The organism is Amycolatopsis sp. NPDC104587 (assembly GCF_055583645.1).
On the sequence record NZ_JBVJNO010000012.1, the window covers coordinates 35,881 to 57,344 of the forward strand.

Here is a 21,464-nt window from a genome sequence, read left to right on the forward strand (position 1 = left end):
GGTCCCCCAATCTGGAGCCGCCGATGCCCGAAGCCGCCGTGCGGCCCCCGATCTGGCTGCGTCCCGAACGCGGCACGCGCGGGCCGCGTCCCGCGCACAGCCGGGCCGACCTGGCCGACGCCGCGATCCGGCTGGCCGACGCCGAAGGGATCGAAGCGGTGTCCCTGCGCCGGGTCGCCGGCGAGCTGGGCACCGGCCCGACCGCGCTGTACCGGTACGTGGACACCAAGGACGAGCTGTTCGAGCTGATGGCCGACCGCGCGATGGGCGAGCGCGAACCCCCGGCCCGCACCGGCGACCGGCAGGCCGACCTGCGGGCCGTCGCCGAAGCGCACCGCGCGCTCGTGCTGGCGCACCCGTGGCTGGCCGCCCTCCCGAGGTCCCGGCCGGTGCTGGGCCCGAACGGCCTGGCCTGGCTGGAGGCGACCTACGCGGCGGCGGCCGCGCCGGACCTCGGGCCCGACGAGGTGCTGGCCCAGGTCGGCACGCTGCTGACGTTCGTCCGCGGGCACGTCGGCACCGAACTGGCCGAGCGGGAAGCGAGCCGGCGCTCCAGCCAGGACATGCCGGCCTGGCTGGCGGCGCAGGCCCGGTACGGCGAAACGATCATCGGCAGCGGGGACTACCCGCACCTGAGCCGGATCATGCTCGAAGCCGAGACACCGCACGCCGAGGACCGCTCCGAACGGACGTTCCGGCGGGGGCTGGAGCACGTGCTCGCCGGGCTGCGCGCGGACCGGGCTTAGCGGACGCCGCTCGTCAGAACACCAGGTCGGGGTCCTCGGCCACCGAACGCAGAGCGGTGACCGTCGAGTGGCCCGCGGCCAGCAACGCGGCGTCGCTGCCGGGCGGCAAGTCGCCTTCGACCAGCACCGCGGTCAGGGCGACCGTGCCGTCCCCGGGATCCTCGACGCGGCTTCGGACCGCGCCGAACTCCGCGAGGGTCGCGCGTTCGGGCTCGCCGGCGTCGGCGCGGTCCGGGACGTTGAGGTTCAGCACCGTCCCGGCCGGCGCCTTCGCGAGCCGGTCGAACAGCCCGGACGCGACGGCGACCGCCGTGTCCCAGTGGGTGCCGGCGCCGTCGTCCAGGCCGACGTCGAGGGAGACCGCCAGCGCGCGGGCCCCGTTGATCGACGCCGTGAGCGCCGCCCCGACCGTGCCGGAGTGCAGCACCGCGCGGCCGACGTTCGCGCCGCGGTTCACCCCGGAGAGCACCACGGCCGGCGGTTCCCCGAAGGCGCCCTGCGCGGCCAGCAGCGCGATGAGCCCGGGGTGCGCGGCGACGGCGTGCGCCGGGACGGCCCCGAGATCCGGCAGCTCCCGCCGGTCCACCGCGATCCGCCGGAAGCTGCCGGCGGCGGTCAGGCCCGCACTGGTCCCGCTCGCCTCCTCGGCCGGCGCCGCGACAATGACCTCCCAGCCGTGCGCCAGCGCGCCTCGGGCCAGGGCGTGCAGCCCCGGCGAGTCGATCCCGTCGTCGTTGGTGACCAGCACTCTCACAGTTCCTCCGGACTCTGTCGGCGCACCGGCGTCACGGCTCACTCTGCGCCGCGACGAGGATCTGGGCCAGTTCCCACTTCCTGGACGCGCGGGCCAGGACACGTTGCCACGCCTGACGTCCCGCAACCATGACGCCCGAACCCGACCCTAGGCCGTCGCCTCGCATCAGCGCGGCAGGCTGACCGCGATCCCCGTCCTGCGGTACGTACCCGGGCTCCTGCTGCTCGTCGGCGTCGGCATCGTGCTGCTCGGCGCCCGGTTCGTGCTGGGCGACCTGGCCAAGCTCGGCGGCCTGGACTTCGACCTCCGCCAGATGGCCCGCAGCGGCGTGCTCACTCGGCCTGGTGCTGCTGCCGTCCCAGTGGATCAGCTTCCCGGGCCCGGTACCCGAGCCGGCCCCGGGTCGCGGCGAGCAGGATCGCCGCGGCGACGGTGGAGGAGACCAGCAGGACGTGGCTCGCGTTGGCCTCCCGCGCCGCCGGGAAGATCTCGGTCCACGCGACGGAGAAGAAGTTGTTCACGCTCGTGTGCAGGATCATCGCCAGCGGCAGGCTCTGGCCCGTGCGGTTGAAGACCCACGTCATCACGATGCTGAAGGCCACGGCGGACGCGACGAACTCGATCGGGGTGTACCAGCCGACGTCCGCGCCCGCCCAGTCCGTCAGGAACAGCGGCAGGTGCCAGGCGCCCCACAGCACCCCGAGGATCAGGGTGCCGCGCAGCGGGCCGAACCGCGGCTGCATGTGAGGCAGGGCGAAGTCACGCCAGCCGGGTTCTTCGGCCAGCCCGGTGGTGATCAGCTGGAACACGAGCGCGGGCAGGTAGGCCAGCAGCACCGCCCCGGAGGGGAAGTGGATGTCGGTGCCGTACAACGGGATGCTCGTGATGACCAGAGCCGCCGGGACCCCCAGGATGATCACCGCGTACCAGCGCCGGTTCACCCGCCACTTCAGCAGCCGCCCGGCCCAGCGCCGGAGCCCGGGCCGGCCTTCGGCGACGGCCGTGACGACGAACGCCGACAGGATGGGGCCGAGGTAGGCGCCGGGGAGCACACCCAGCACCTGGGTGGTGCCCAGCAGCACCGGGAAGTCGAACGGCGCGAGGCCCAGGCCGCTTTCCGAGAGGATGTACGGGATCCAGGCGAGCCAGCTCAGCGCGAACGCCAAGGTGAAGAAGCTGCGCAACGGGTGCCGGGCGATGACGCCTCGCGCGGCGGAGTGGACCTTCTCGTCGGGGAGTACCACGGGGTTTTCCTTTCGCTTCAAGGGTTCGGTCAGCGGCAAAGGGCGTCGTCGACGACCTTCGCGACGTGCTCGGCCTGGTCGATCCGCTGGGGCAGGGCGGTGACCGCCACGGTGGCCGCGCGGCCGTCTTCGGTGACGCCGTCGAAGACCTCGAAGCCGAAGATGGTGCCGCCGTGGCCCGAGCCGGGCGGCAAGCCCGGCGCCTCGACCGTCGTGCGCATCTGGGCGAGCTGCGCGGGCGGGAGGAGCCGGCCGCCGAGCACCGCGCGGTAGAAGGCGTTGAGGTCACTGGGTGTCGACACCATCTGACCGGCGGCTCCGGCCCACGACCCGTCGAGGTCGGTGACGTCGAGCGGCCGGCCGGAGACCTTCTCGAGAAGCAGGCCCGCGACGATGTAGGTGGTGTTGCTGTAGGACCAGCCGGTGCCGGGCGCAAAGGTCGCGGGCTTGGTCAGGGCCAGGTCGAGCAGGGTGCGCGCACTCGTGTACACGTGCTGGAACGGCCGCCGCGGTCCCGCACGGCGGCGAGCGCGCCGGGGAAACCGTCGGCGCGCACCAGGGTGTCGAGGTCGTTCTGGACGCCGCGGCGGTGGTGGTCGCTCCCGCCGCCAGTGCGCACAGGGCGACGAGCGTGCCGGCCGTCTTGACGGCCCGGCCGGCGGCCGATGGGGACTGGGTGGTGGGCGGACGGCTCATCGGTGCTCTCCTGGGGTTCGGGCCCGGCCGGTGCTCCGGCGAGCGGTGACCGAATCCTGCGAGAACCGGGCCGGCACGGACATCCCGCCAGTGACCGGCTCGGGGGGGGACCCGCCCCCACCCCCGCAGGCCCCTCCGTGGGATGGTTCGCGCCCACGGGCGCCCCCTAACCTGGGCGGCGACCCGGCCCGTCCACCAGGAGAGCGCTCACCGTGACCGAACCCGCGACCCCGCGGCCGAAGCTGCGCGCGTGGCGGTTCCTCGCCGTCACCGCGGGCACCGGCCTGCTGGCCCTGCTCCTCTTCCTCGGCCTGTTCGTGACGGTCGCGCTGGTCGTCACGCTGCCGCTGTTCCCGTCCGTGGTGCACGGCGCCGGGCGGCTCGCGGACGCCGAACGCCGCCGGGTCGGCCGGTTCCTCCGCGCGCCCGTCCCCGCGCCACCCGCCGTCGAGGGCGGCTTCGTCGCGGTGGCCGGGAGCCCGCAGACGCGCCGGAACCTGCGGTGGCTCGCCCTGCAGGCCACCGCCGGGCTGCTGGCGGGCATGGTGGCGATAGGAGCGGTCACCGGGACGCTCGAAAACCTCGTCGTCGCCGCCGTCTGGCCACTCTTCCCCGGCGTCTCGACCACGCTCGGTCTCGCGGTGGACTCCTGGGGCGGCGCGGGCTGGGCGGTGCTCACCGCGGCCGGGTACGCGGCCCTGTTGCTGCTTGTGCCGTCGCTGGCCCGGTGGTACGCGCGGTTCAGCGCGGACAAGCTCGCGCCGCCCCGGGCTTCCCTGGTCGAACGCCTCGCCGAGGTCACCGCGACCCGGGCGGCCGCGCTCGAAGCGCACGGCACCGAGCTGCGGCGCATCGAGCGCAGCCTCCACGACGGTACGCAGAACCGGCTTGTCGCGGTCGTGATGCACCTGGGCATGGTCGAGCGGGCGCTGCACCGCAACCCGGCCACGGCACTGCCGCTGGTGCTCACCGCCCAGACCGCCGCCACCGACGCGCTCGCCGAGCTGCGGGAGGTCGTCCGCGCCATCTACCCGCCGGTGCTCGCCGCGCGCGGGCTGTCCGGCGCGGTGGCTTCGCTGGTGTCGCACTGCGCCATCCCGTGCGAGCTCGACGAGCGGCCGCTGCCGCGCCTGCCCGCCGCGGTCGAAGCGGCCGCCTACTTCGTCGTGGCCGAAACCCTGACCAACGCCGTCAAGCACAGCGGGGCACGGCAGATCACCGTGAGCCTGCGCGCGGAGGACGACCGGGTCGTCCTCGAAATCATCGACGACGGCCACGGCGGCGCGGACGAGGCGGGCGGCAGCGGCCTGGCCGGGATCCGCCACCGCGTCGCCGCGTTCGACGGGGTGACCCGGCTGGACAGCCCGCCCGGCGGACCCACCGCGGTGCACGTGGAGATCCCTGCGGGACCATGACCCGGTGCGCATCGTGATCGCCGAGGACGACGCCCTCCTGCGGGAGGGCCTGACCCACCTGCTGCGGGCCGAAGGCATCGAGGTCGTCGCGGCCGTCGACAACGCCGAAGACCTGCTGGAAGCCCTGGCCGGCGACCTGCCGGACGTCGCCGTGGTCGACGTCCGGATGCCGCCGACGTTCCGCGACGAAGGCCTGCGTGCCGCCGTCGAGGCCCGGCGGCGCTGGCCCGGCCTGGCCGTGCTCGTGCTGTCCGCGCACGTCGAAGAGGGGTTCGCCACCGAACTGCTCGCCGACGGCACCGGCGGGGTCGGTTACCTGCTGAAGGAGCGCGTCGGGAAGGTCACCGACTTCCTCGACGCCCTCGAGCGGGTCGCCGCCGGCGGCACCGCCATGGACCCCGAAGTCGTCGCCCGGCTGCTGGTGCGCCGCCGCGCCGACGACCCGTTGCAGGCGTTGACCCCCCGCGAGCGCGAGGTGCTGGAGCTGATGGCCGAGGGCCACGCGAACAGCACCATCGGCAAGCTCCTGGTGGTCAGCGACGGCGCGGTGCACAAGCACGTCGGCAACATCTTCGCGAAGCTGGGCCTGCCGGCCTCCGACGCCGGCCACCGGCGGGTGCTGGCCGTCCTGGCCTACCTCAAGGCTTGATCCGCAGCAGCGCGTGCGCTGAGCAGGAGGAACATCTCCAGGGCCCGTCCCGCCCGGCGGCCCGATCGGCATGACCGGCCGCGCGGCCCACGCCGCCGCCGTGCTCGATCTCCGTAGCCGGTGTTGTCGAAACCGCCGCTGACCGAAGCGCTACCGGGCGCGGCCGGGCTCACCCGCGCGTAACGTGGCGCCGTTTTCTTCTTCACCACCGAAATCCCGGCGACGAACCGCTGGACACCGAGCGACCTGGCCCGGTCACCGCACCGGTTCTCCTTGCGCAGGGCGGGGAAAGCCCGGCGGTGAACCCACCCCGCCGAACTCGCGGCCCTCGTCCCGGCCCGGGATCGGGCCGGGCACCGCTGACCGGCCGCGGTCAGCCGACGGCCTGCGGTCCGATCATCGCGTTCACGTCGATCGGGCGCGGGATGGCGCCGAGCTGCAGCAGCAGGTCCGGAACCCGCTGCAGGCGCCGCGAATCCAGGCTCGAGCCGTAGCCCGGCAGGGTGAGCAGCTTGGCGGTGTCCTCGTCGATCTTGGCGAACCGCACGAGCAGCGGTTCGACCTTGGCGCGGTCGTTCGTGGCCGCGTGGGTGGCTTTCTGCATCGCGCGCTGGAACGCGGCGAGGGTCTTCGGGTGCTCCCGCACCCACGTCTTCGTCGCGCCGTAGCCGGTGAGCGGGAAGTCCTGCGTGGCACCGGTGTTGATGTCGATCACCGGGATCGCGCCGGCCGTCTTGGCGGCCTGCGTGATGTAGGGCTCGGGCAGGTAGGCCGCGTCGGCCTCACCCTGCTGCAGGGCCGCGGCGATGTTCGGCAGCGGGATCAGGACCCATTTCACCTTGCCGAAGTCCACGCCGTGGTCCTGCATCACCGACCGGGTCAGCAGATCCGAAGCGGTGTTCTTGGCCGTGATCGCGATCTTCTTCCCGGCCAGGTCCTGAATCGTTTTCACCGGCGAATTCGGCACCGTGACGATCGCATTGGACTTCGCGTTGACCGACGTCGCGTCGGCGACCAGCTGCATGTCGGCGGCGCCGGTGCTGCGGGCGATGAAGAACGGCGGGTAGGTCGAGAACGCGATATCGGCCTCTCCCGAGATCGCCTTCGTCAGCGAGGCCTGGCCGCTCGCCGCGACCACGGAGTCGACGCTGAGACCTTCGGCTTTGAAGTAGCCTTCGTCCTGGGCCAGCCAGAACGGCGCGAGGTCCGTGGTCGGCAGGATCGAGACCTTCAGCGTCGGCTTTTCCAAGCCGCTGCCGCTCGCCGCCGCGTTCGAGGCGTTCATGCCGAGCGCGCCGCAGCCGGTGGCGGCCATGACGGCGGCGACGGCGAGCCCGATGGCGGCGCGGCGAGGCAGAACCCGATCACTGTTACTGGCGATTCCCGGCAAGGCCTGCTCCTTAGGCGAAAAGTGCCGATGGGTGGACCGAATCAAGCTGGCCACTGTAGGCACCGTCACAGCGGCTGACAATGCGATCATGTTCCACGAAACCGGGAGTTCACCAAGATGACAGCGCGAATCCTTGATCCACGATCTCCATTCGGGCGTTCGGGAGCGAGATCTTTTTACGAATCTGCGTGTCGAAAGAACTGCCGCCGACGATTTCCCGGAAAGCGGCCACCGGGATCGTGGGATCGAGCGGAACAGGGCCCGGCACACCGGCTTCGGTGCTCCGGCGCCCCGGGGGCTACCGTGAAAGCCCTTACAACCGAAGGGTGGTCGAGGAGTGGGCCGAGTCCGGACGACGCCGGCATCCGGCCGCGCCGAAGACCTGGCCGCGCTCGTCCGGCTGTCCACCGGTCCCGACGCGGTGCGCGCGATCCTCGGCCGGCTCGCCGAGCGGACCGGCGGCTCGGTGGCCCTGCTCGGCGCCGGCGGCCGGGTGCTGGCCGCGCCGGCCGACCGGCCGCGTCCCCCGGTCCCCGCCGCGGCCGTCACCGCGTTGGCCGGCATGCGCCGCCGGGGAACGCTTTCCGCGGTCCTCGACGACGAAGCGGGCACCCTCGACCTCGTCCGCGTCGGCACGGCGGACGATCCGCCGCACCTGATGGTCGCGGGCCCCTCGGCGCGCCCGCACGGTGTCCTGCTCACCGACGCCGCCCGGGTGCTGGACCTCTGCCTGCGGCTGGAAGAGGCCGAGCACACCCGCGGGCGGGTCGCCGTGGCGATGGCGCACAGCCGCGAAGCCGTGCTGCACCTGCTCATCGTCGGCAGTGTCGCGGCCGCGCAACGGATCGCCGGGACCCTCGGGCCGCGGCTGGCCGAGCTTTCCCGTGTCTACGTCGTGGAGTGCCCGGGCGGGCGCCGCCACCGGGTCGCCGACCGGATCGAGCGTTTCGCGCGGGGGCGGGCGTGGATCGTGCCGTGCCCGGTCCAGCCCCACCACCTGATCGCGCTCGTGCCGGCCGAGGGCGACCGCCGCGCGGGCCGGTCCCTGGGCCGGTTGATCGCCGAACACGCCCCGGAGGCCCGGATCGGCGCGAGTGAGGAAATGCCGCTGCGCGAGACCGCGATCGGCTACGAGCAAGCGTTCCACGCCTTGGCGGTGGCCCGCGGGGTGCCCGGCGGGTTCGCCCGGTTCGACCGGCAGACCGACCTCACGCCGTTCCTCGGCGGCGCCGGATACGCCTGGGCGGCGGGGTTTCTGACGCCGTGCCTGTCCTACACCCCCGCGCGGCGCGCCGATCCCGGCGCCGAGGAGCTCCTGGCGACGTTGACCTCCTGGCTCACCTTCGGCAGCGGCGCGAGCCGGCACCTCAAAATCCACCGCAACACCCTCGCGGCCCGCGTCCGCCTGCTCGACGAGCTGCTCGGCGTCGACCTCACCCGGGTTCCCGACCAGTCGGCCGCGTGGCTCGCGCTGCGGTTGCACGCCCGGCAGCCCACCGCGGCCGGGGCGGACCGGCCGAGCACCCTCGACGCGCTGCTGGCGACCCCGGCGGCGGCGGTCTGGGCCCGGTCCCAAGTCCGTCCCCTGGAACCCGCCGGCCTCGAGACGGTGCGGGCCTGGCTGCGCGCCGACACCCGGCTCCCGGCCACCGCGACGGCCCTCGCCATCTCCGCGCCGGCCGCGCGCAAGCGGCTGGCCCGGATCGAGCAGGCGCTCGGGCGGTCCCTGCTGCACCTGCCCAGCGCCAAACACGAGCTGTGGCTGGCTTTGCGGGCGCTCGGCTCGCCCTAGCCCGCGTCACTGGTCACCGGGAAACCGCGGCGGCGCCTCACTGTGCACTCTGCGACTCGCCGCGAAACGCGGCCGGCGGTTAGGTTCGCTCCGGGAAGCACCGTGACGGTGCCTGGGGGATCGTCACGGTGCTTCTCCCGATGCCTGTGGTGGCCCGGAGTTCAGCCCACGGGCTCGCCGAACCAGCGGGCGAGGTGCTCGTTCAGCTCCTGCCGGTCTTCGCCGATCCACGCGACATGCCCGTCGGGGCGCAGCAGGACGGCCGGGACGTCCAGTGCCGCAGCAGGATCCGCGATGAGGTCGACGCGGTCCGCCCAGCCTTCGACCGTCAGCCGTTCGGTGCGGTCGAGCACCAGGCCGCGGCCCCGGCGCAGCCGGTCGTAGAGGCGGCCCTGCTTCAGCTCGACGTCGGGCAGGCGGCGGCCGAGCAGGTCCGGACCCGCGCCGAAGTCGTAGCGGACGCCGATCGCGGTGATCTTCTCGATCAGGTGCCGGTTCACCACGTCGAAGTCCATCAGCTCGGTGAGCAGCCGGCGCACGGCCCGCGGGCCCGGTTCCGCCGACGCCAGCTCGACCTGGGCGCGAGTGTTCTCCAAGACGGCTTCGGCGACCGGATGACGCTCGGCGTGGTAAGTGTCCAGCAGGCCTTCCGGCGCCCAGCCGCGGATCCGCCCGGCCAGCTTCCAGCCGAGGTTGACCGCGTCCTGCACCCCCAGGTTCAGGCCCTGCCCGCCGGCGGGCGGGTGGATGTGCGCCGCGTCGCCGGCCAGCAGCACCCGCCCGACCCGGTACCGCTCGGCCAGCCGGGTGGCGTCACCGAAGCGGGACAGCCAGCGCGGCGAGTGCACCCCGAAATCCGTGCCGGCGATGGCGCGCAGCGCTTCCTTGAAGTCCTCGAGAGTGGGCGGCTCCGCCCGATCCTCCGCGACTCCCACGGCGGGGACCACGACGCGGTGGACGTCGCCGCCGAAGGGCCCGAGGCTGAACGTCCGGTGCCGCTCCCGGATTTCGGCCACCTTCGCGGTGATCTCCTCCGGCGGCACCCCCACTTCCAGCTCGCCCATCAGCGTGTCGTTCCGCGAGGGCTCGCCGGGAAAGCCGACGCCGAGCAGCTTGCGCACCGTGCTGCGCGCGCCGTCGCAGCCGACGAGATAGCGTGACCGCAGCCGCTCCCCGCCGGCCAGTTCGACGGTCACCCCCTCGTCGTCCTGCTCGAGCCCGGCCACGGCACAGCCGCGCCGGAGCTGGGCGCCCAGTTCGGTCGCGTGCTCCTCCAGCAGCCGGTCGACAACCGGTTGCGGAATGCCCAGCAGATAGGCGGAACCGAGGTCCGCGGGCGCGGGTTTGGCGATGGCGGCGAAAACCCCGCCGACCGGCCGCTGCCGGCCGCGTTCGAGGAACCGGTCCAGCAGCCCGCGCATCGCCATCAGCTCGAGACTTCGCATGTGCAGGCTGACCACACGCACGAACGACGACGCGGGCTCGGGTTCCTTCTCCAGCACCAGCACCCGCACGTCGTGCAGCCGCAGCTCGGCCGCCAGCATGGCGCCGGCCGGCCCGCACCCGGCAATGATCACATCGACCATGAACCACCCGTTTCCGCAGGTCCTGCCATCGGCGGCCCACTGTCCGGCACCCCGGGTCCGGCCGCAAGCGATATACGGTCCGGCTCGGGCTCAGCCGGCGGGCAAAACGCGGCCGCGGACCTCACCGAAACCGATGCGGCCGCCGTTCGCGCCCGGGGCCGTGCCCGTGATCACGACCTCGTCGCCGTCCAGGAGGAAGCTGCGCTCCTCCCCCTTCACCGTGAGCGGTTCCTTGCCGCCCCAGCTCAGCTCCAGGAACGCGCCGCGCTGGTGCTTCTCCGGGCCGGAGATCGTGCCCGAGCCGTACAGGTCGCCGGTGCGGGACGACGCGCCGTTGACCGTCAGGTGGGCCAGCATCTGCGCCGGCGACCAGTACATCTCGCGGTACGGCGGGCGGCTGACCTCCTCGCCGTTCCACTCGACGACCAGCTCGACGTCGAGCCCCCACGGCGAACTCTCCCGTAGGTACGGCAGCGGTTCCGGGTCCTGGCCGGGCAGCGGGATCCGCGCCGCCTCCAGCGCCAGGACCGGGACCACCCACGCGGAGATCGACGTCGCGAAGCTCTTGCCCAGGTTCGGGCCCAGCGGCACGTACTCCCACGCCTGGATGTCGCGCGCCGACCAGTCGTTGAGCAGCACCGCGCCGAACACGTGCCGGGCGAAGTCGTCCGGGGCGATCGGGGTGTTCAGCGGGGTGCCGGTGCCGACGACAAAACCCAGCTCCGCCTCGATGTCCAGGCGGGTGCTCGGGCCGAACACCGGCGCCGGGTCCCCCTTGCGCTGGCCGCTCGGGCGCACGATGTCCGTGCCGGAGACGAGCACCGTCCCGGCGCGGCCGTGGTAGCCGACCGGGAGGTGCTTCCAGTTGGGCAGCAACGGTTCCGCGTCCGGGCGGAACAGCCGTCCGACGTTGGACGCGTGGTGTTCGGACGCGTAGAAGTCGACGTAGTCCGCGACCTCGATCGGCAGGTGCGTCGCGACTGCGTCGATCGGGTGCACGGCGGCGTCCGGGACGTCTCCGGTGACGAGCGCGGTGATCCGCTCCCGGACGGCGACCCAGCGGCCGTGTCCCTGCGCCATGAACGGGTTCAGCGACGGCGCGGCGAAGACGTCGTCGCCCAGCGCGAGGGCGAGATCGACCACGGAGTCGCCGACGCGGACGCCGACCCGCGGGGTGTCACCGCCGACGGTGAACACGCCGTAGGGCAGGTTGTCGGTCCCGAACGGCGAGCCGGCGGGGATGTCGATCGTGGTCATGCCTCTCCTCGGGGCAGCAGGCCGAGCTCGGCCAGCTCGGTCAGGGGGTCGCTGACGCTGCAGGTGCCGAACGACGTGAAGCGCGCCCGGGCGGCGGCCACGTCCAGATCGCGAACCCGTTGGGCGACAACGGATCCGTCGCGCTCGGCGAGCAGGGCTTCGGCGTCTTCGGGCGCGCCGGCGGCCAGCAGCAGGTTGAGGAACCCGTGCTGCTCGAACCCGGTCTCGGGATCGGTGTTGCGCAGCGCGTGGTGCAGGCCGGCGGTGGCCTTGAACGGGACGCCGGCCTCGACGGCGGCCCGGATCGCGGCGGCCAGCTCGGCCTCGTCGGGGTACAGCTCGGCGCGGACACCGCCGGTCCGGAACTTGGCCCGGTGGGGCGTCCCGGCCAGCGCCGCCAGCAGGGGGACGCGCCGGTCGTCACGCGGGATCTCGACGTACACCGGGGCGGTGGCGGGCGCGATCGCGGTGAGCACCTCGCCGGGGCCCATCCCGTCCGGCACGGCGATTTCCAGCGCCCGCAGGTCGACCGGCAGCGCCGGGACGGCGTCGAGCACCCCGGCCAGCTGAGCGGGCCCGCCGGGCAGCGTCACCGCGAGCGGCAACGGCGTCTCCCGCGACCTGAGCACGTCCTTCAGCGCCGCGAGCGCCGGAGCGGCGACGACCAGCGGGCCGACGAGGTCGGTGTACCAGGCCGTCCGGTGCCGATCGTGCGCGGCGACGGCGTCCGGCAGCGGCGCGAGCCCGGGCGGGAAGACCGCGGCGTCGTCGCACAGCCCGGCGAAGACGGCGGGGATCATGCCGCCGGCCCGGTGGTCTTCGGGACGGTCTGCGCCATGGTCGTCTCCTCCTCTTCGGCCAAACTAGTTCACCCTTTTACTATCTGGTGGGCAGCGTAGTCCCCGTCCCGCGGCGCGGGAAGAGGTCACCGGCGGCTGCGGGGATCGAACTCGGCGCGGCTGGTGATCAGCTTGCCCAGCAGCATGACGAGGATGCGCTGCTCGGTCTCGGTGAGGGCGTCGGTCCAGCCGAACTCGCGCTCGTTGTGGTCCCGGAACACCGAAACCATCTCCTCGCGCCCGGCCGCGGTGAGCGAGAGCTGCACCGAGCGGCCGTCGTGCTCGTCCGGCACGCGGTCGAGCAGGCCGTCGGCCACGAGCGGTTTCATCAGGTTCGACACGGCGGCCCGGCTCATCCCGGTGAGCCGCGCGGCGCTCTTCGGCTCCAGGGGCCCGGCCAGCCAGACGACGAACAGCAGCCGAAACGCCGACCACGACCGGCCGCGCGGCCGGTGCACCGCGGCCTCGAGGTCGTAGGTGACCAGGTCGGAGGCCCGGTTGAGGGTCAGCAGCACCTCGGTGGCCAGCTGGTGCCGGAAGCCGTACTCGGTAGCGAGCCGGCGGTTGGCCAGCTCGACGAAGGACCAGAAGTCCAGCTCCGCTTCCATCGGGGCACTTTAGCAAGTAGTCAAACTCGAAACTGGTTTGCTCGGGGCTGCGGGCACACTCGACGCCGAGCCAGGCGAGCGCCCGGCATCCGACCTCGCTGAGCCCGCAGCCTTGCCGCCTTAGTGCAGGTGGGTCTGCCAGTCGGCGGGCACGCGCCCCGCCGGGCCCGGGGCCGGCTGCTCGGCCGGGCGGTGCTGCGGGGGCGCCAAGGCCGGGCCGTCGTAGGCCTCGCCCGTCTCGTAGCTGTAGAACCAGTCCTCGCCCGGCTCGAAGCTGCGGATCAGGCTGTGCCCGCTCTCCTTGGCGTGCGCGGTCGCGTGCTGCGCCGGTGAGCTGTCGCAGCAGCCGATGTGGCCGCACTGGGCGCAACGCCGCAGGTGGAACCACCAGCCCTCGGCGGCCAGGCATTCCGCGCACCCGGTGCCGCTCGGTGGCGCCGCGACGTCGATTCCCTCGATTTCGGCCATGCCGACAGTCTCCCCCGAATCCCGTCGGCGCGCATCCACCGGTGGCCGGCACGGGAGGCGCACCTCTCAGGCCACCTTGACGACCACCTTGCCCGCGGCGTGCCCGTTCTCGACGGTGGCGAGGGCGGCCGGGGCGTCGGAAAGCGGATGGACCGCGGTGACCACCGGGGCAAGAACGCCGTCCAGGGCCAGCCGGGCAGCGCGCTCCAGGCTCTCGCGGTCGAGGCGGCGCTCGACGAACCGTCCACCCAGCTCGGCCACGGACATGTCCCCCACGGAAATGACGTCCCGGGACAGCGGCGCGACCGCCCGCAGCGAGGCACCCCCGGCCAGGTCGACGATCCCGTCGAAGCCGTCCGGAACCAGCGCGCGGGCCGCGGCGACGACGTCCCCGGCGGTGTAGTCGAGGAACCGCACCCCGACGGCCTCGGCGTGCTCACGCTTGGCGGTGCTTCCGGTGCCGATCACCCGCAGCCCGCGCGCGACGGCCAGCCGGGCGACGGCGAGGCCGACCCCGCCCCCGACCCCGTTCACGAGGATCGTGGCCCCGGCCGGCAGGCCGAGCTGGTCGAGCGCGTCCACGGCGGTCGTTCCGGCGACCGGCAGCGTCGCGGCCACGGTCGCGGACAGGCCCGCCGGGATGCGTGCGGTGTTCGGCGCGGAGAGCACCGTCGTCTCGGCGTAGGCGCCGCCGCCGGTGAGGGCGAAGCCGAAGACCGCGTCACCCACCTCGAGCCCGTCGACGTCCTCACCGCGGGCGAGCACCGTTCCCGCCGCCTCCATGCCCAGCACGCGGGGAAACGGACGTCCGCCGTCGAGCCCGGGGACCAGACCCGAACGCACGAGGTGATCCAGGGGGTTCACGCCGGCGACGCCGACCCGGATCAGCACCTCGCCGCGACCGGGCGCGGGATCGGGACGGTCGAAGAACTCCTGGACTTCGGGCCCGCCATGGTTGCGGAAACCCCACGCCTGTCCCATTTCCTGCCGCCTCTCGCCGGACCGGCCCGGCGGTTCCGGGCGCTGCCGCCATCCTCACCGCTGACATCGATGTGAGGGGCAACCGGCTGAGGCGCGAGTCACAGCGTCAAGGCGGCCCGGTGCCTGCGGTTGGCGCTGATCACGACGTCGAGCGCGTCCCGGGTCTCGACCAGGTGCGCGATGTCGGCGTTGATCCGGTCGCGCTCGCGCATCATCGCCGCGAACGTCTCTTCGGCGACGCCCAGGTCGTCGGGGACGTCCACGCACGGCAGCACGGTCGCGATCACCCGGCTGGACATCCCCGCGTCGAACAGCTGCCGGATGAGCGCCACGCGCTGGACGGCGGTTTCGGGATAGTGACGCTGCCCGGCGTCGGAGCGTGAACTGGTCAGCAGGCCCTGGTCTTCGTAGTAGCGCAGTGAGCGCGGGCTCACGCCTGTGCGCTGGGACAGCTCGCCGATCCGCATCCCGCACAGGCTACGCCCGTGCGTGGTCGACATCGACGTGAATGAAGGTGAAAACATGGACACCGTCCGGATGGCGGCGAGTTTCCTGCGTCCGGTTCTCGCCGACGACTTCGGTCGTCACCTGCCTCCAGAAACGTGCTGCCGGGGCATTCTCCTCCAGGAAGGCGATGGCCCACCGTCCCCGACGTGTCCGCATCAGGTCGGTGGCGGCAGCCAGGCCGACACCTTGACGCCGTAAAGCCCGAACGATGAAAACGCGTGGATGAATGTGGCGGTGTCCTCGAACGGGCGAAGCAGGCAGAAGCCCGCGAGCTGTCCGTCCGAGTAGATCACATAGGCATCGTGGTCGGCATCGGTGAAGAACCGTGACAGTCGCGGGAACTCGAACAGACCGGCAGGTCCCGGCAGATCTCCCGTCCACGGCGACAAGTCGTGCCGCTCCAGCTGTCCCAGCTGTTCGATCACCGGGCGCAGGCTTGTGTTGGCCAACCGGAAGGTCACGTTGCCGGGCTGAGGCCCATCGCTTTTCTGCATGCTGCAACATTGTCAGGTCTGCGGTCGTGCCGGGCCGCGGCGGCCGGCTCAGTGCGTTTCAGTCGCGTAGCCGCCGTCGATGGCCACAGTCGCCCCGGTGATGTTGCCCGCCACCAGATCGCTCGCCAGGAAAGCCGCCAGGTTCGCGACTTCCGCGGGCCGGGTGAAGCGTCCCGTGACCGCATGCGTTGCGGCTTCGGCAGCGACGGCCTCAGGATCCGCGCCCGTCGTGGCAGCGATCGTTTCCGCAACACCGCCGCTGCCAAGCCACAAGTCCGTCGCGACCGGGCCCGGGTTGATCGCGTTGGCGCGGATGCCCCGCGGGCCGAACTCCTTCGACACCGACTTCGTGAAGTTGACCAAGGCCGCCTTCGCGGCGCTGTAGTCGATCACGCCGGGGTCGGGCAGGATCGCGTTCACCGAGGCGATCGTGACGATGCTGCCCCGGCCGGCAGTCACCATCGTCGGCAGCACCGCGCGTGTGGCCCGGACCGCGCTGAGCAGGTTCAGCGTCACCGACCGCGTCCACTCGTCGTCGGTGACCAGCAGGAAGCCGTTCGGCCGCGGGGTGACCGCGCCGACGTTGTTGACCAGGATGTCGATCCGCCCGAACTCGCTCAGGGCCAGCTCCGCCAGCTTGCCCGGCCCGTCGGCGGTGCCGAGGTCCACGGCCAGGGTGTGCACCTTCCCCGCCCGGGCGAGGACGTCCAGGTCCGGGCCCGGGTGGCGGGCCCCGGCCACGACGTGGACACCCTCGCCGGCGAGGACTTCGGTGACGGCGAGGCCGATGCCGCGGCCGGCGCCGGTGACCACGGCGACCGCGCCGTCCAGTCCGAGGTCCACCGGCTCAGAGCCCGTGCTCGCGCAGCCAGGCGAGCACGGCGTCGGCGACGTCGCGCCAGCCGCTGTCGACCGTGAGCGAGTGGCCCCGGCCCACGAACTGCTTCAGCTCGGTGACGGCGGTGGAGTCGCGGTACTGCTTGAGCGTCGACCGGGTCACCACGTCCGGCACGGTGTGGTCCGCGGTGCCGGAGATCAGCAGGAGCGGGCCGCGGTCCGCGCGGTGGGTGTCGACCTGGGCCTGCGAGTGCAGCACGAAGTTCGCCGCCGCGGCCTGGAACAGCGGCCGGGCCGGGGACGGGATCGTCCAGCGCTGGTGCAGCTCCGCCGACTCCTCGTCGGTCAGGGTGTTGCCGAAGCCGAAGCGGAACTCCTTCTCCGTCAACGAAACCGACCGGTGGAGGTTCGCGGGGTTGCCCAGCGCCGGCAGGCCGGCGCGCAGCTGCGCCAGCGGCAGCGGCAGGACGCCCTTGATCTGGGCGGGGTCGATGGCGACGCCGGCCAGCCCGATGCCCTGGCCCAGCAGCTTCTCGGTGATCAGGCCGCCGAAGGAGTGCCCGATGATCACGGGGGGCCGGTCGAGGCCGGCGATGATCTCGGCGAAGTGCGCGGTGGCGTCGTCGATCGAGGTGTCGGCGACGGCGTCCGGGTTTTCCCGGGCCAGCTCGACCGTGGCGGGCTCGTGCGGCCAGCCGGGGGCGACCGGCGCGTACCCCGCCGCCCGGAAGTGGTCGATCCAGGGGTTCCACGAGGTGGCGTGCAGCCACAGACCGTGGATGAACACGACGGGGGTGCCCGGGTCGGCCATCGGATCCTCCAGTTCGGGGGGTTTCCCGAAGCCAACACGACCCGCGGCCCCGGCGTCCAAGACCTGTCGGGTCCACATCGATAGCCGCAGTGGCATCGTTGACGCACTGCTTCACCCTTCGTGCGCGGGAAGGCCCGGATGGACCTCGATCTCAGGCTGGTGCGGTACTTCGTCACCGTCGCCGACGAACTGCACTTCGGCCGGGCCGCCACCCGGCTGTTCATCAGCCAGCCGACGCTGTCCAAGCAGATCCGCAAGCTCGAGGCCGACGTCGGCGCGCCGCTGCTGGTGCGCGACAGCCGGCACGTCGCGCTGACCCCGCGCGGCGAGCGGTTCCTGCACCTCGCCCGGCAGCTGCTGGCCACCGCCGACCACATGCTGAACGAGCCCGCCCCGGACCACCTGCGGATCGCCCACATCTTCGAGCTCGACACGAGCCGGGTGGTCGCCGACGCGTTCCTCGCCGCCCATCCCGGCGTCCGGCTCGTCCAAAGCCAGATGGACAGCGCCCGCCAGCTCGCCGCGCTGCTGGAGGGCCACCTCGACGTCGCGGTCCTGCGCGTCACCACCACCCTCAAGGCCGATCACCCGGCCGGGTGGCGGCACACGCTGCTCCGGCTCGAGCCGTTCTGGCTGGTCGGCCGGCCCGGCGACCCGAGGCGGGAAACCGCGTCGGTGCACGAGCGGCCCCTCGAAGTCTTCGCGGACGCGCCCGGCACGACGTTGTACAACGTGCACGGGCGCTACCTGAGCTCGTGGGAGCAGCACACCGGCCTCGCCCTGCGCTGGCTGGGCAACCCCGGCACGTTCGACAACTGCCACGCGGCCCTGAGCCGCGCCCGCGACAGCGCGTACCTGCTCGAGTTCGACAGTTATGCCCGCCGTTACGCCGACCGCGGCATTCCCCTCCACCGGCCGCGGGAGCTCCAGCCGGTCTACGCGTGGTCACTGGCCTGGCGGGAGGGTGAGCAGCCGGAAGCCGTCCAGGCCTACCTGCGGGTCGCGCGGGAAACCGCGGACCAGCGGCGGTGGCTGCACCCCGACCACGCGGACACCGCGCCGCTGTGGGTCCCGCCCGAAGACCTGACGTCCGCGTGATCAGCGGCCGGCCGGGCCGGTCGGCGAGCTGGGCGACATCGTCGGCGTGCGCTCCCCGAGCGCTGACCGTGGTCCCGTCGCGGTAGCGGATCAGCAGGTCCGGCGGAGCGGTCGGCCGCCGGTCCGCCGGCGACGGTCACCACGGCCGGGCGCCAGCCGGTGCGGTGGGCCGCGGCCGCCGAAGTCCCCGCTCGCCGGACGCCTGGCCCCCACCGGTCATGGCGCCGTCGCAGGCCGGAACGCCGTCCGGACCGCCTAGTACTTTCGGCCGATGTCTGCAGGGCGAGAACCCTTCGAACGGCGTGGGCCATTCCGGGGTTCTTGTCCCGGCGCCGGTTCGGCCGCCAACCACCGCCCTACTGTGGCGATGCTTCGTGATCTTGAACCGGAACCGAAGAGGGGACCCATTTTGCCCAACCGGACCAGATTCCTCGGCAAGACACTCGCGGCGGCGGGCACCGTGGCGGCGCTCGCGCTCGCGACCGCCGTTCCGGCCGCGGCCGCGCCGGCCACCGTCGAGCAGGACGTCGCGCAGCTGTACCAGAACGTCATCGACCTCTACAACGGCCTGCCCGCGGACGCGCTGCGCGGCGTCGACCGGCTCATCGAGTCACCGATCCCGCAGCACGGCCCCCAGAGCCGCGCCGCGGCGGGCCCGATCCCCGGCTGCACCGAGGGTTCGCTGCTGACCTACGCGAACAAGCTCGCCTCCCAGCTGACCCCGCTCGAAGGCCAGGCGCTCGACGCGCTGTCGGGGCTCAGCCAGCTCTACGTCCAGGGTGTCGCGTCCGACAAGACCCCGCAGGTCTTCGGCACCGACGGCCAGTACACCCCGCGCGCCACCACCACGATCGACAAGCTGCGCGGCTTCTGGGACATCGAGAGCTGGAACATCCAGCTCGTCGCCTGGAAGGGCACCGATCTCGGCAGCCAGGCGAAGATGGCGCAGACCTTCGCCCTGGGCCTCGCGCCGGCGAAGGTGAAGGCCGCCGCCGCGCTCGCCACCAAGGTGCTCTACGAAGTGCCGGCGCTGCAGGGCGGCCGCAACCCGCTGATCACGCTGAACGCGTTCTCCGCCCCGGCCGACAGCCTCGGCGGCAAGCGCGTGGCGCTGGGTGACGGCCTGCTCGACACCGTCAACCTCCTCGGCTTCGACGACGTCTCGGTGGAGTCCGTGGTCGGCCACGAGTACGGCCACCAGGTCGACTTCGCCCACAAGAACTACCCGCGCAACGAGTCCGCCGAGATGGGCCCGGACGCCTACGGCGGCTACTTCGTCGCGCACGCCAAGGGTTTCGCGTGGGACGCCCGCACCCAGCAGGAGGTCACCTACCTGGACGCCTCCATCGGCGACTGCTTCCACAGCCACGGCACCCCCGACCAGCGCAAGGCCGCGGGCGCCTGGGGTGAGAAGCAGGCGACGAGCCAGGGCAACCCGAACCGGATCGTCCCGACCGCGACGATGATCGAGAAGTTCCAGAAGGAGTACCCGAAGCTGATGCCGCCGGCCACCGGCCAGCCGGCCGCGGCCGCGGTGGCCGCCGCTCGCGGCTGAGCACGGGAGGGTCGTCTCCCCCGGACCGAGGGGAGGCGGCCCGCTTTCCGGTCAGCCCGGCGGCTGGGTCGGCGAGCCCGGGTACGGCTGGCCAGGCTGGGCATAGCCGGGCTGGACGTAGCCGGGTTGCGCGGCCATCGGGTAGCCGGCCGGTCCCGGGTATGGCGCGGCGGCTTGCCGGGTCAGGCGGCCGCTCTTGACCACCGCGAGCGCGACCAGGAGCCAGGCGAGCACGGTGGCGACGTCGAGCGGGACGGCGACCCCCATGAAGATCAAGCTGAGGTCGCCGGCCGTCAGGTTCCCGGACCTGATCCAGGACGCCGCGTCCAGCGACACGAACCGCCACACGATGCCCGCCGCCGTCGTGACGAGCAGGACGACGAAGGCGCCGACCAGCAGTCCGGAGCCGCCCCGGGCGCGGCCCTTGATCGAAAAGACCAGGCCGAGCAGACCCACGACGAGCAGCAGCACCCGCGGGGCGGTCTCGATGGTCGTCACGGCAAAGGGGGTCATGCCTGCCCTCCACGGCGTTCCGCCGGCACCTCCGGCCCGAGCCGTGCCGATCCTAGGCGGCGGCCGCCGCCGGTGCGGCGCTTTCCGCGAAGTGCGCGCCCCTCAGCCCTGGAGCGAGGGGATGTCCCCGGACTCGGCGAACTCGAGCCGCTTGGCCACCGAGACGGCCTGGTCGGCGAACCGCTCGTAGAACCTCGCCAGCAGAGCCAGGCTGGTCGCGGTCTGCACGCCGTGCGGCCACTCGTTCTCGGTGATCCGGTGCAGGACGTCGGCGTGCAGCGCGTCGACGACCTGGTCGGTCTCGTCCAGTTCGGTGAACGCGCCCGCCGACTCGCCGGAGATCTTCTCGGCCAGCCGGTCGGCCATCCCCGCCGCGGTGTCGCTCATTTTCGAGAACACGGATTCCAGCTCGGCCGGAACGGCCCGCTCGGGATGGGTGAAACGGGTGGTGTCGGCGATGTGCGCGGCGAGATCACCCATTCGCTCGAACTTCTCGGCGCAATAGATCACCGCCAGGACGGTGCGAAGGTCTCCGGCGACCGGCGCCTGCAGCGCCAGCAGCGACTGGGCGTGCGACTCGCATTCGACGCGGGCCCGGTCGAGATCGTCGTCGGCGCCGAGAACCCGCTCGGCCAACGGCAAGTCGGCCGTCAGCAACGCCGCGCTGGCGCGGCGCATCGATTCCGCCGCCAGGCGGCACAGGAACTTCAGCTCTTCACCCAGCTCGGCCAATTCGCCGTGGAACTTTTCGCGCATCGAGAGAGTATAAGTCCGTTCTGCGGAGTCGGCGGCCGCGCTTTTCGACCGATTTTCAGACGATTCATCGGCGTGGGACGCCGTATTCCGTCGATTCCTCCGGTCTCGCCGGAGGCCCGTCGGGACGGCCGGCCACGCGGCGCCCTCGGGCGGGGCCGCGGCGGCGGGAGCCGGGTGTGACCTTGGCCACCGCGCCCGCCGGGGACCCCGGACTTCCTCGGCAAACCCGGTCAGCGCAGGCGGGAGCCCCGAAATCTGCGTACGTTGGCACCGGAAAACCAGGTCGAAGCCGTAGGCTGGGTGACCGACCGCTAAGTCTGCGTTTTGCGCGACCCATCACCACCGAAACGGCGTTTCGGCTCCACCCCGCAGCTGCCTGATCGCTGACGGTCAGGCGCTTGACCTCGGTCGACGGCGGTGGGTCCGTGTCTGAGCGCCTCGTTGCCGCCCTAGTACCCGCCGACGTTC

At 72.7% G+C, this 21,464-nt stretch carries 22 protein-coding genes; 6 read left to right on the forward strand and 16 right to left on the reverse strand.

The genetic code is table 11. From position 1 onward, the window contains the following. The first annotated feature begins 23 nt into the window (after positions 1-23). Positions 24-746 carry a TetR/AcrR family transcriptional regulator gene (locus tag ACZ61C_RS33105; RefSeq protein WP_465311801.1) on the forward strand — a complete coding sequence of 241 codons (723 nt, stop codon included), beginning with the start codon at positions 24-26 and terminating at the stop codon, positions 744-746. Between the two features lie 13 nt (positions 747-759). Here ACZ61C_RS33105 and surE read toward each other — a convergent pair whose 3' ends face one another. From surE to ACZ61C_RS33120, 3 genes are all read right to left on the reverse strand, one after another. Next, the gene (gene surE, locus ACZ61C_RS33110) at positions 760-1,494 is read right to left on the reverse strand and encodes a 5'/3'-nucleotidase SurE (RefSeq protein ID WP_465311802.1); all 735 of its coding nucleotides are present in this window, start codon (positions 1,492-1,494) and stop codon (positions 760-762) included. 338 nt (positions 1,495-1,832) lie between these two features. After that, a complete protein-coding gene (locus ACZ61C_RS33115) occupies positions 1,833-2,744 on the reverse strand; it encodes a CPBP family intramembrane glutamic endopeptidase (RefSeq protein WP_465311803.1) in 912 nt (303 codons plus the stop codon). A gap of 29 nt (positions 2,745-2,773) precedes the next feature. Continuing rightward, the gene (locus ACZ61C_RS33120; RefSeq protein ID WP_465311804.1) at positions 2,774-3,235 is read right to left on the reverse strand and encodes a serine hydrolase; all 462 of its coding nucleotides are present in this window, start codon (positions 3,233-3,235) and stop codon (positions 2,774-2,776) included. A 417-nt stretch (positions 3,236-3,652) separates the two neighbouring features. Between ACZ61C_RS33120 and ACZ61C_RS33125 the strand changes: the two genes are divergently transcribed. Together ACZ61C_RS33125 and ACZ61C_RS33130 are read left to right on the forward strand one after the other, a co-directional pair. Continuing rightward, the gene (locus ACZ61C_RS33125; protein WP_465311805.1) at positions 3,653-4,855 is read left to right on the forward strand and encodes a sensor histidine kinase; all 1,203 of its coding nucleotides are present in this window, start codon (positions 3,653-3,655) and stop codon (positions 4,853-4,855) included. Between the two features lie 4 nt (positions 4,856-4,859). Beyond that, positions 4,860-5,504 (forward strand): response regulator, encoded by a 645-nt coding sequence (locus tag ACZ61C_RS33130; RefSeq protein ID WP_465311806.1) that lies wholly within the window; start codon positions 4,860-4,862, stop codon positions 5,502-5,504. A 373-nt stretch (positions 5,505-5,877) separates the two neighbouring features. Here ACZ61C_RS33130 and ACZ61C_RS33135 read toward each other — a convergent pair whose 3' ends face one another. Then, positions 5,878-6,894 carry an ABC transporter substrate-binding protein gene (locus ACZ61C_RS33135; protein WP_465311807.1) on the reverse strand — a complete coding sequence of 339 codons (1,017 nt, stop codon included), beginning with the start codon at positions 6,892-6,894 and terminating at the stop codon, positions 5,878-5,880. Between the two features lie 337 nt (positions 6,895-7,231). On the opposite strand from ACZ61C_RS33135, the gene ACZ61C_RS33140 reads away from it, so the two are divergent. After that, on the forward strand, positions 7,232-8,686 hold the full coding sequence (locus ACZ61C_RS33140; protein ID WP_465311808.1) for a helix-turn-helix domain-containing protein: 1,455 nt from the start codon (positions 7,232-7,234) through the stop codon (positions 8,684-8,686). A 161-nt stretch (positions 8,687-8,847) separates the two neighbouring features. On the opposite strand, the gene rox is transcribed toward ACZ61C_RS33140, so the two are convergent. From rox to ACZ61C_RS33190, 10 genes are all read right to left on the reverse strand, one after another. Continuing rightward, positions 8,848-10,272, reverse strand: a complete 1,425-nt coding sequence (gene rox, locus ACZ61C_RS33145) for a rifampin monooxygenase (protein WP_465311809.1) — start codon at positions 10,270-10,272, stop codon at positions 8,848-8,850. A 90-nt stretch (positions 10,273-10,362) separates the two neighbouring features. After that, the gene (fahA, locus tag ACZ61C_RS33150) at positions 10,363-11,529 is read right to left on the reverse strand and encodes a fumarylacetoacetase (protein ID WP_465311810.1); all 1,167 of its coding nucleotides are present in this window, start codon (positions 11,527-11,529) and stop codon (positions 10,363-10,365) included. Beyond that, positions 11,526-12,329 carry a hypothetical protein gene (locus tag ACZ61C_RS33155; RefSeq protein ID WP_465311811.1) on the reverse strand — a complete coding sequence of 268 codons (804 nt, stop codon included), beginning with the start codon at positions 12,327-12,329 and terminating at the stop codon, positions 11,526-11,528. Before ACZ61C_RS33155 ends, fahA begins: the two co-directional genes overlap by 4 nt. Before the next feature lie 125 nt (positions 12,330-12,454). Next, the gene (locus ACZ61C_RS33160; protein ID WP_465311812.1) at positions 12,455-12,976 is read right to left on the reverse strand and encodes a MarR family winged helix-turn-helix transcriptional regulator; all 522 of its coding nucleotides are present in this window, start codon (positions 12,974-12,976) and stop codon (positions 12,455-12,457) included. Positions 12,977-13,096: 120 nt separating this feature from the next. After that, the gene (locus ACZ61C_RS33165) at positions 13,097-13,444 is read right to left on the reverse strand and encodes a UBP-type zinc finger domain-containing protein (protein ID WP_465311813.1); all 348 of its coding nucleotides are present in this window, start codon (positions 13,442-13,444) and stop codon (positions 13,097-13,099) included. 66 nt (positions 13,445-13,510) lie between these two features. Next, complete coding sequence (locus ACZ61C_RS33170) at positions 13,511-14,425, reverse strand: NADP-dependent oxidoreductase (protein ID WP_465311814.1); 915 nt, start codon at positions 14,423-14,425, stop codon at positions 13,511-13,513. Positions 14,426-14,523: 98 nt separating this feature from the next. Continuing rightward, a complete protein-coding gene (locus ACZ61C_RS33175) occupies positions 14,524-14,892 on the reverse strand; it encodes a MerR family transcriptional regulator (RefSeq protein ID WP_465311815.1) in 369 nt (122 codons plus the stop codon). A gap of 195 nt (positions 14,893-15,087) precedes the next feature. Then, on the reverse strand, positions 15,088-15,426 hold the full coding sequence (locus tag ACZ61C_RS33180; RefSeq protein WP_465311816.1) for a hypothetical protein: 339 nt from the start codon (positions 15,424-15,426) through the stop codon (positions 15,088-15,090). A 48-nt stretch (positions 15,427-15,474) separates the two neighbouring features. Then, the gene (locus ACZ61C_RS33185; protein ID WP_465311817.1) at positions 15,475-16,269 is read right to left on the reverse strand and encodes an SDR family NAD(P)-dependent oxidoreductase; all 795 of its coding nucleotides are present in this window, start codon (positions 16,267-16,269) and stop codon (positions 15,475-15,477) included. Between the two features lie 4 nt (positions 16,270-16,273). Further along, positions 16,274-17,074, reverse strand: a complete 801-nt coding sequence (locus tag ACZ61C_RS33190; protein WP_465311818.1) for an alpha/beta hydrolase — start codon at positions 17,072-17,074, stop codon at positions 16,274-16,276. 138 nt (positions 17,075-17,212) lie between these two features. Here ACZ61C_RS33190 and ACZ61C_RS33195 point away from each other — a divergent pair, with 138 nt between their 5' ends. Both ACZ61C_RS33195 and ACZ61C_RS33200 read left to right on the forward strand, forming a co-directional pair. Next, positions 17,213-18,172, forward strand: coding sequence for a LysR family transcriptional regulator (locus ACZ61C_RS33195; RefSeq protein ID WP_465311819.1), 960 nt, complete (start codon positions 17,213-17,215; stop codon positions 18,170-18,172). Between the two features lie 409 nt (positions 18,173-18,581). Then, positions 18,582-19,727, forward strand: coding sequence for a hypothetical protein (locus tag ACZ61C_RS33200; RefSeq protein WP_465311820.1), 1,146 nt, complete (start codon positions 18,582-18,584; stop codon positions 19,725-19,727). A gap of 51 nt (positions 19,728-19,778) precedes the next feature. Here ACZ61C_RS33200 and ACZ61C_RS33205 read toward each other — a convergent pair whose 3' ends face one another. Together ACZ61C_RS33205 and phoU are read right to left on the reverse strand one after the other, a co-directional pair. Further along, on the reverse strand, positions 19,779-20,240 hold the full coding sequence (locus ACZ61C_RS33205; RefSeq protein ID WP_465311821.1) for a hypothetical protein: 462 nt from the start codon (positions 20,238-20,240) through the stop codon (positions 19,779-19,781). 102 nt (positions 20,241-20,342) lie between these two features. Continuing rightward, positions 20,343-20,996, reverse strand: coding sequence for a phosphate signaling complex protein PhoU (phoU, locus tag ACZ61C_RS33210; protein WP_465311823.1), 654 nt, complete (start codon positions 20,994-20,996; stop codon positions 20,343-20,345). Positions 20,997-21,464: the final 468 nt, after the last annotated feature.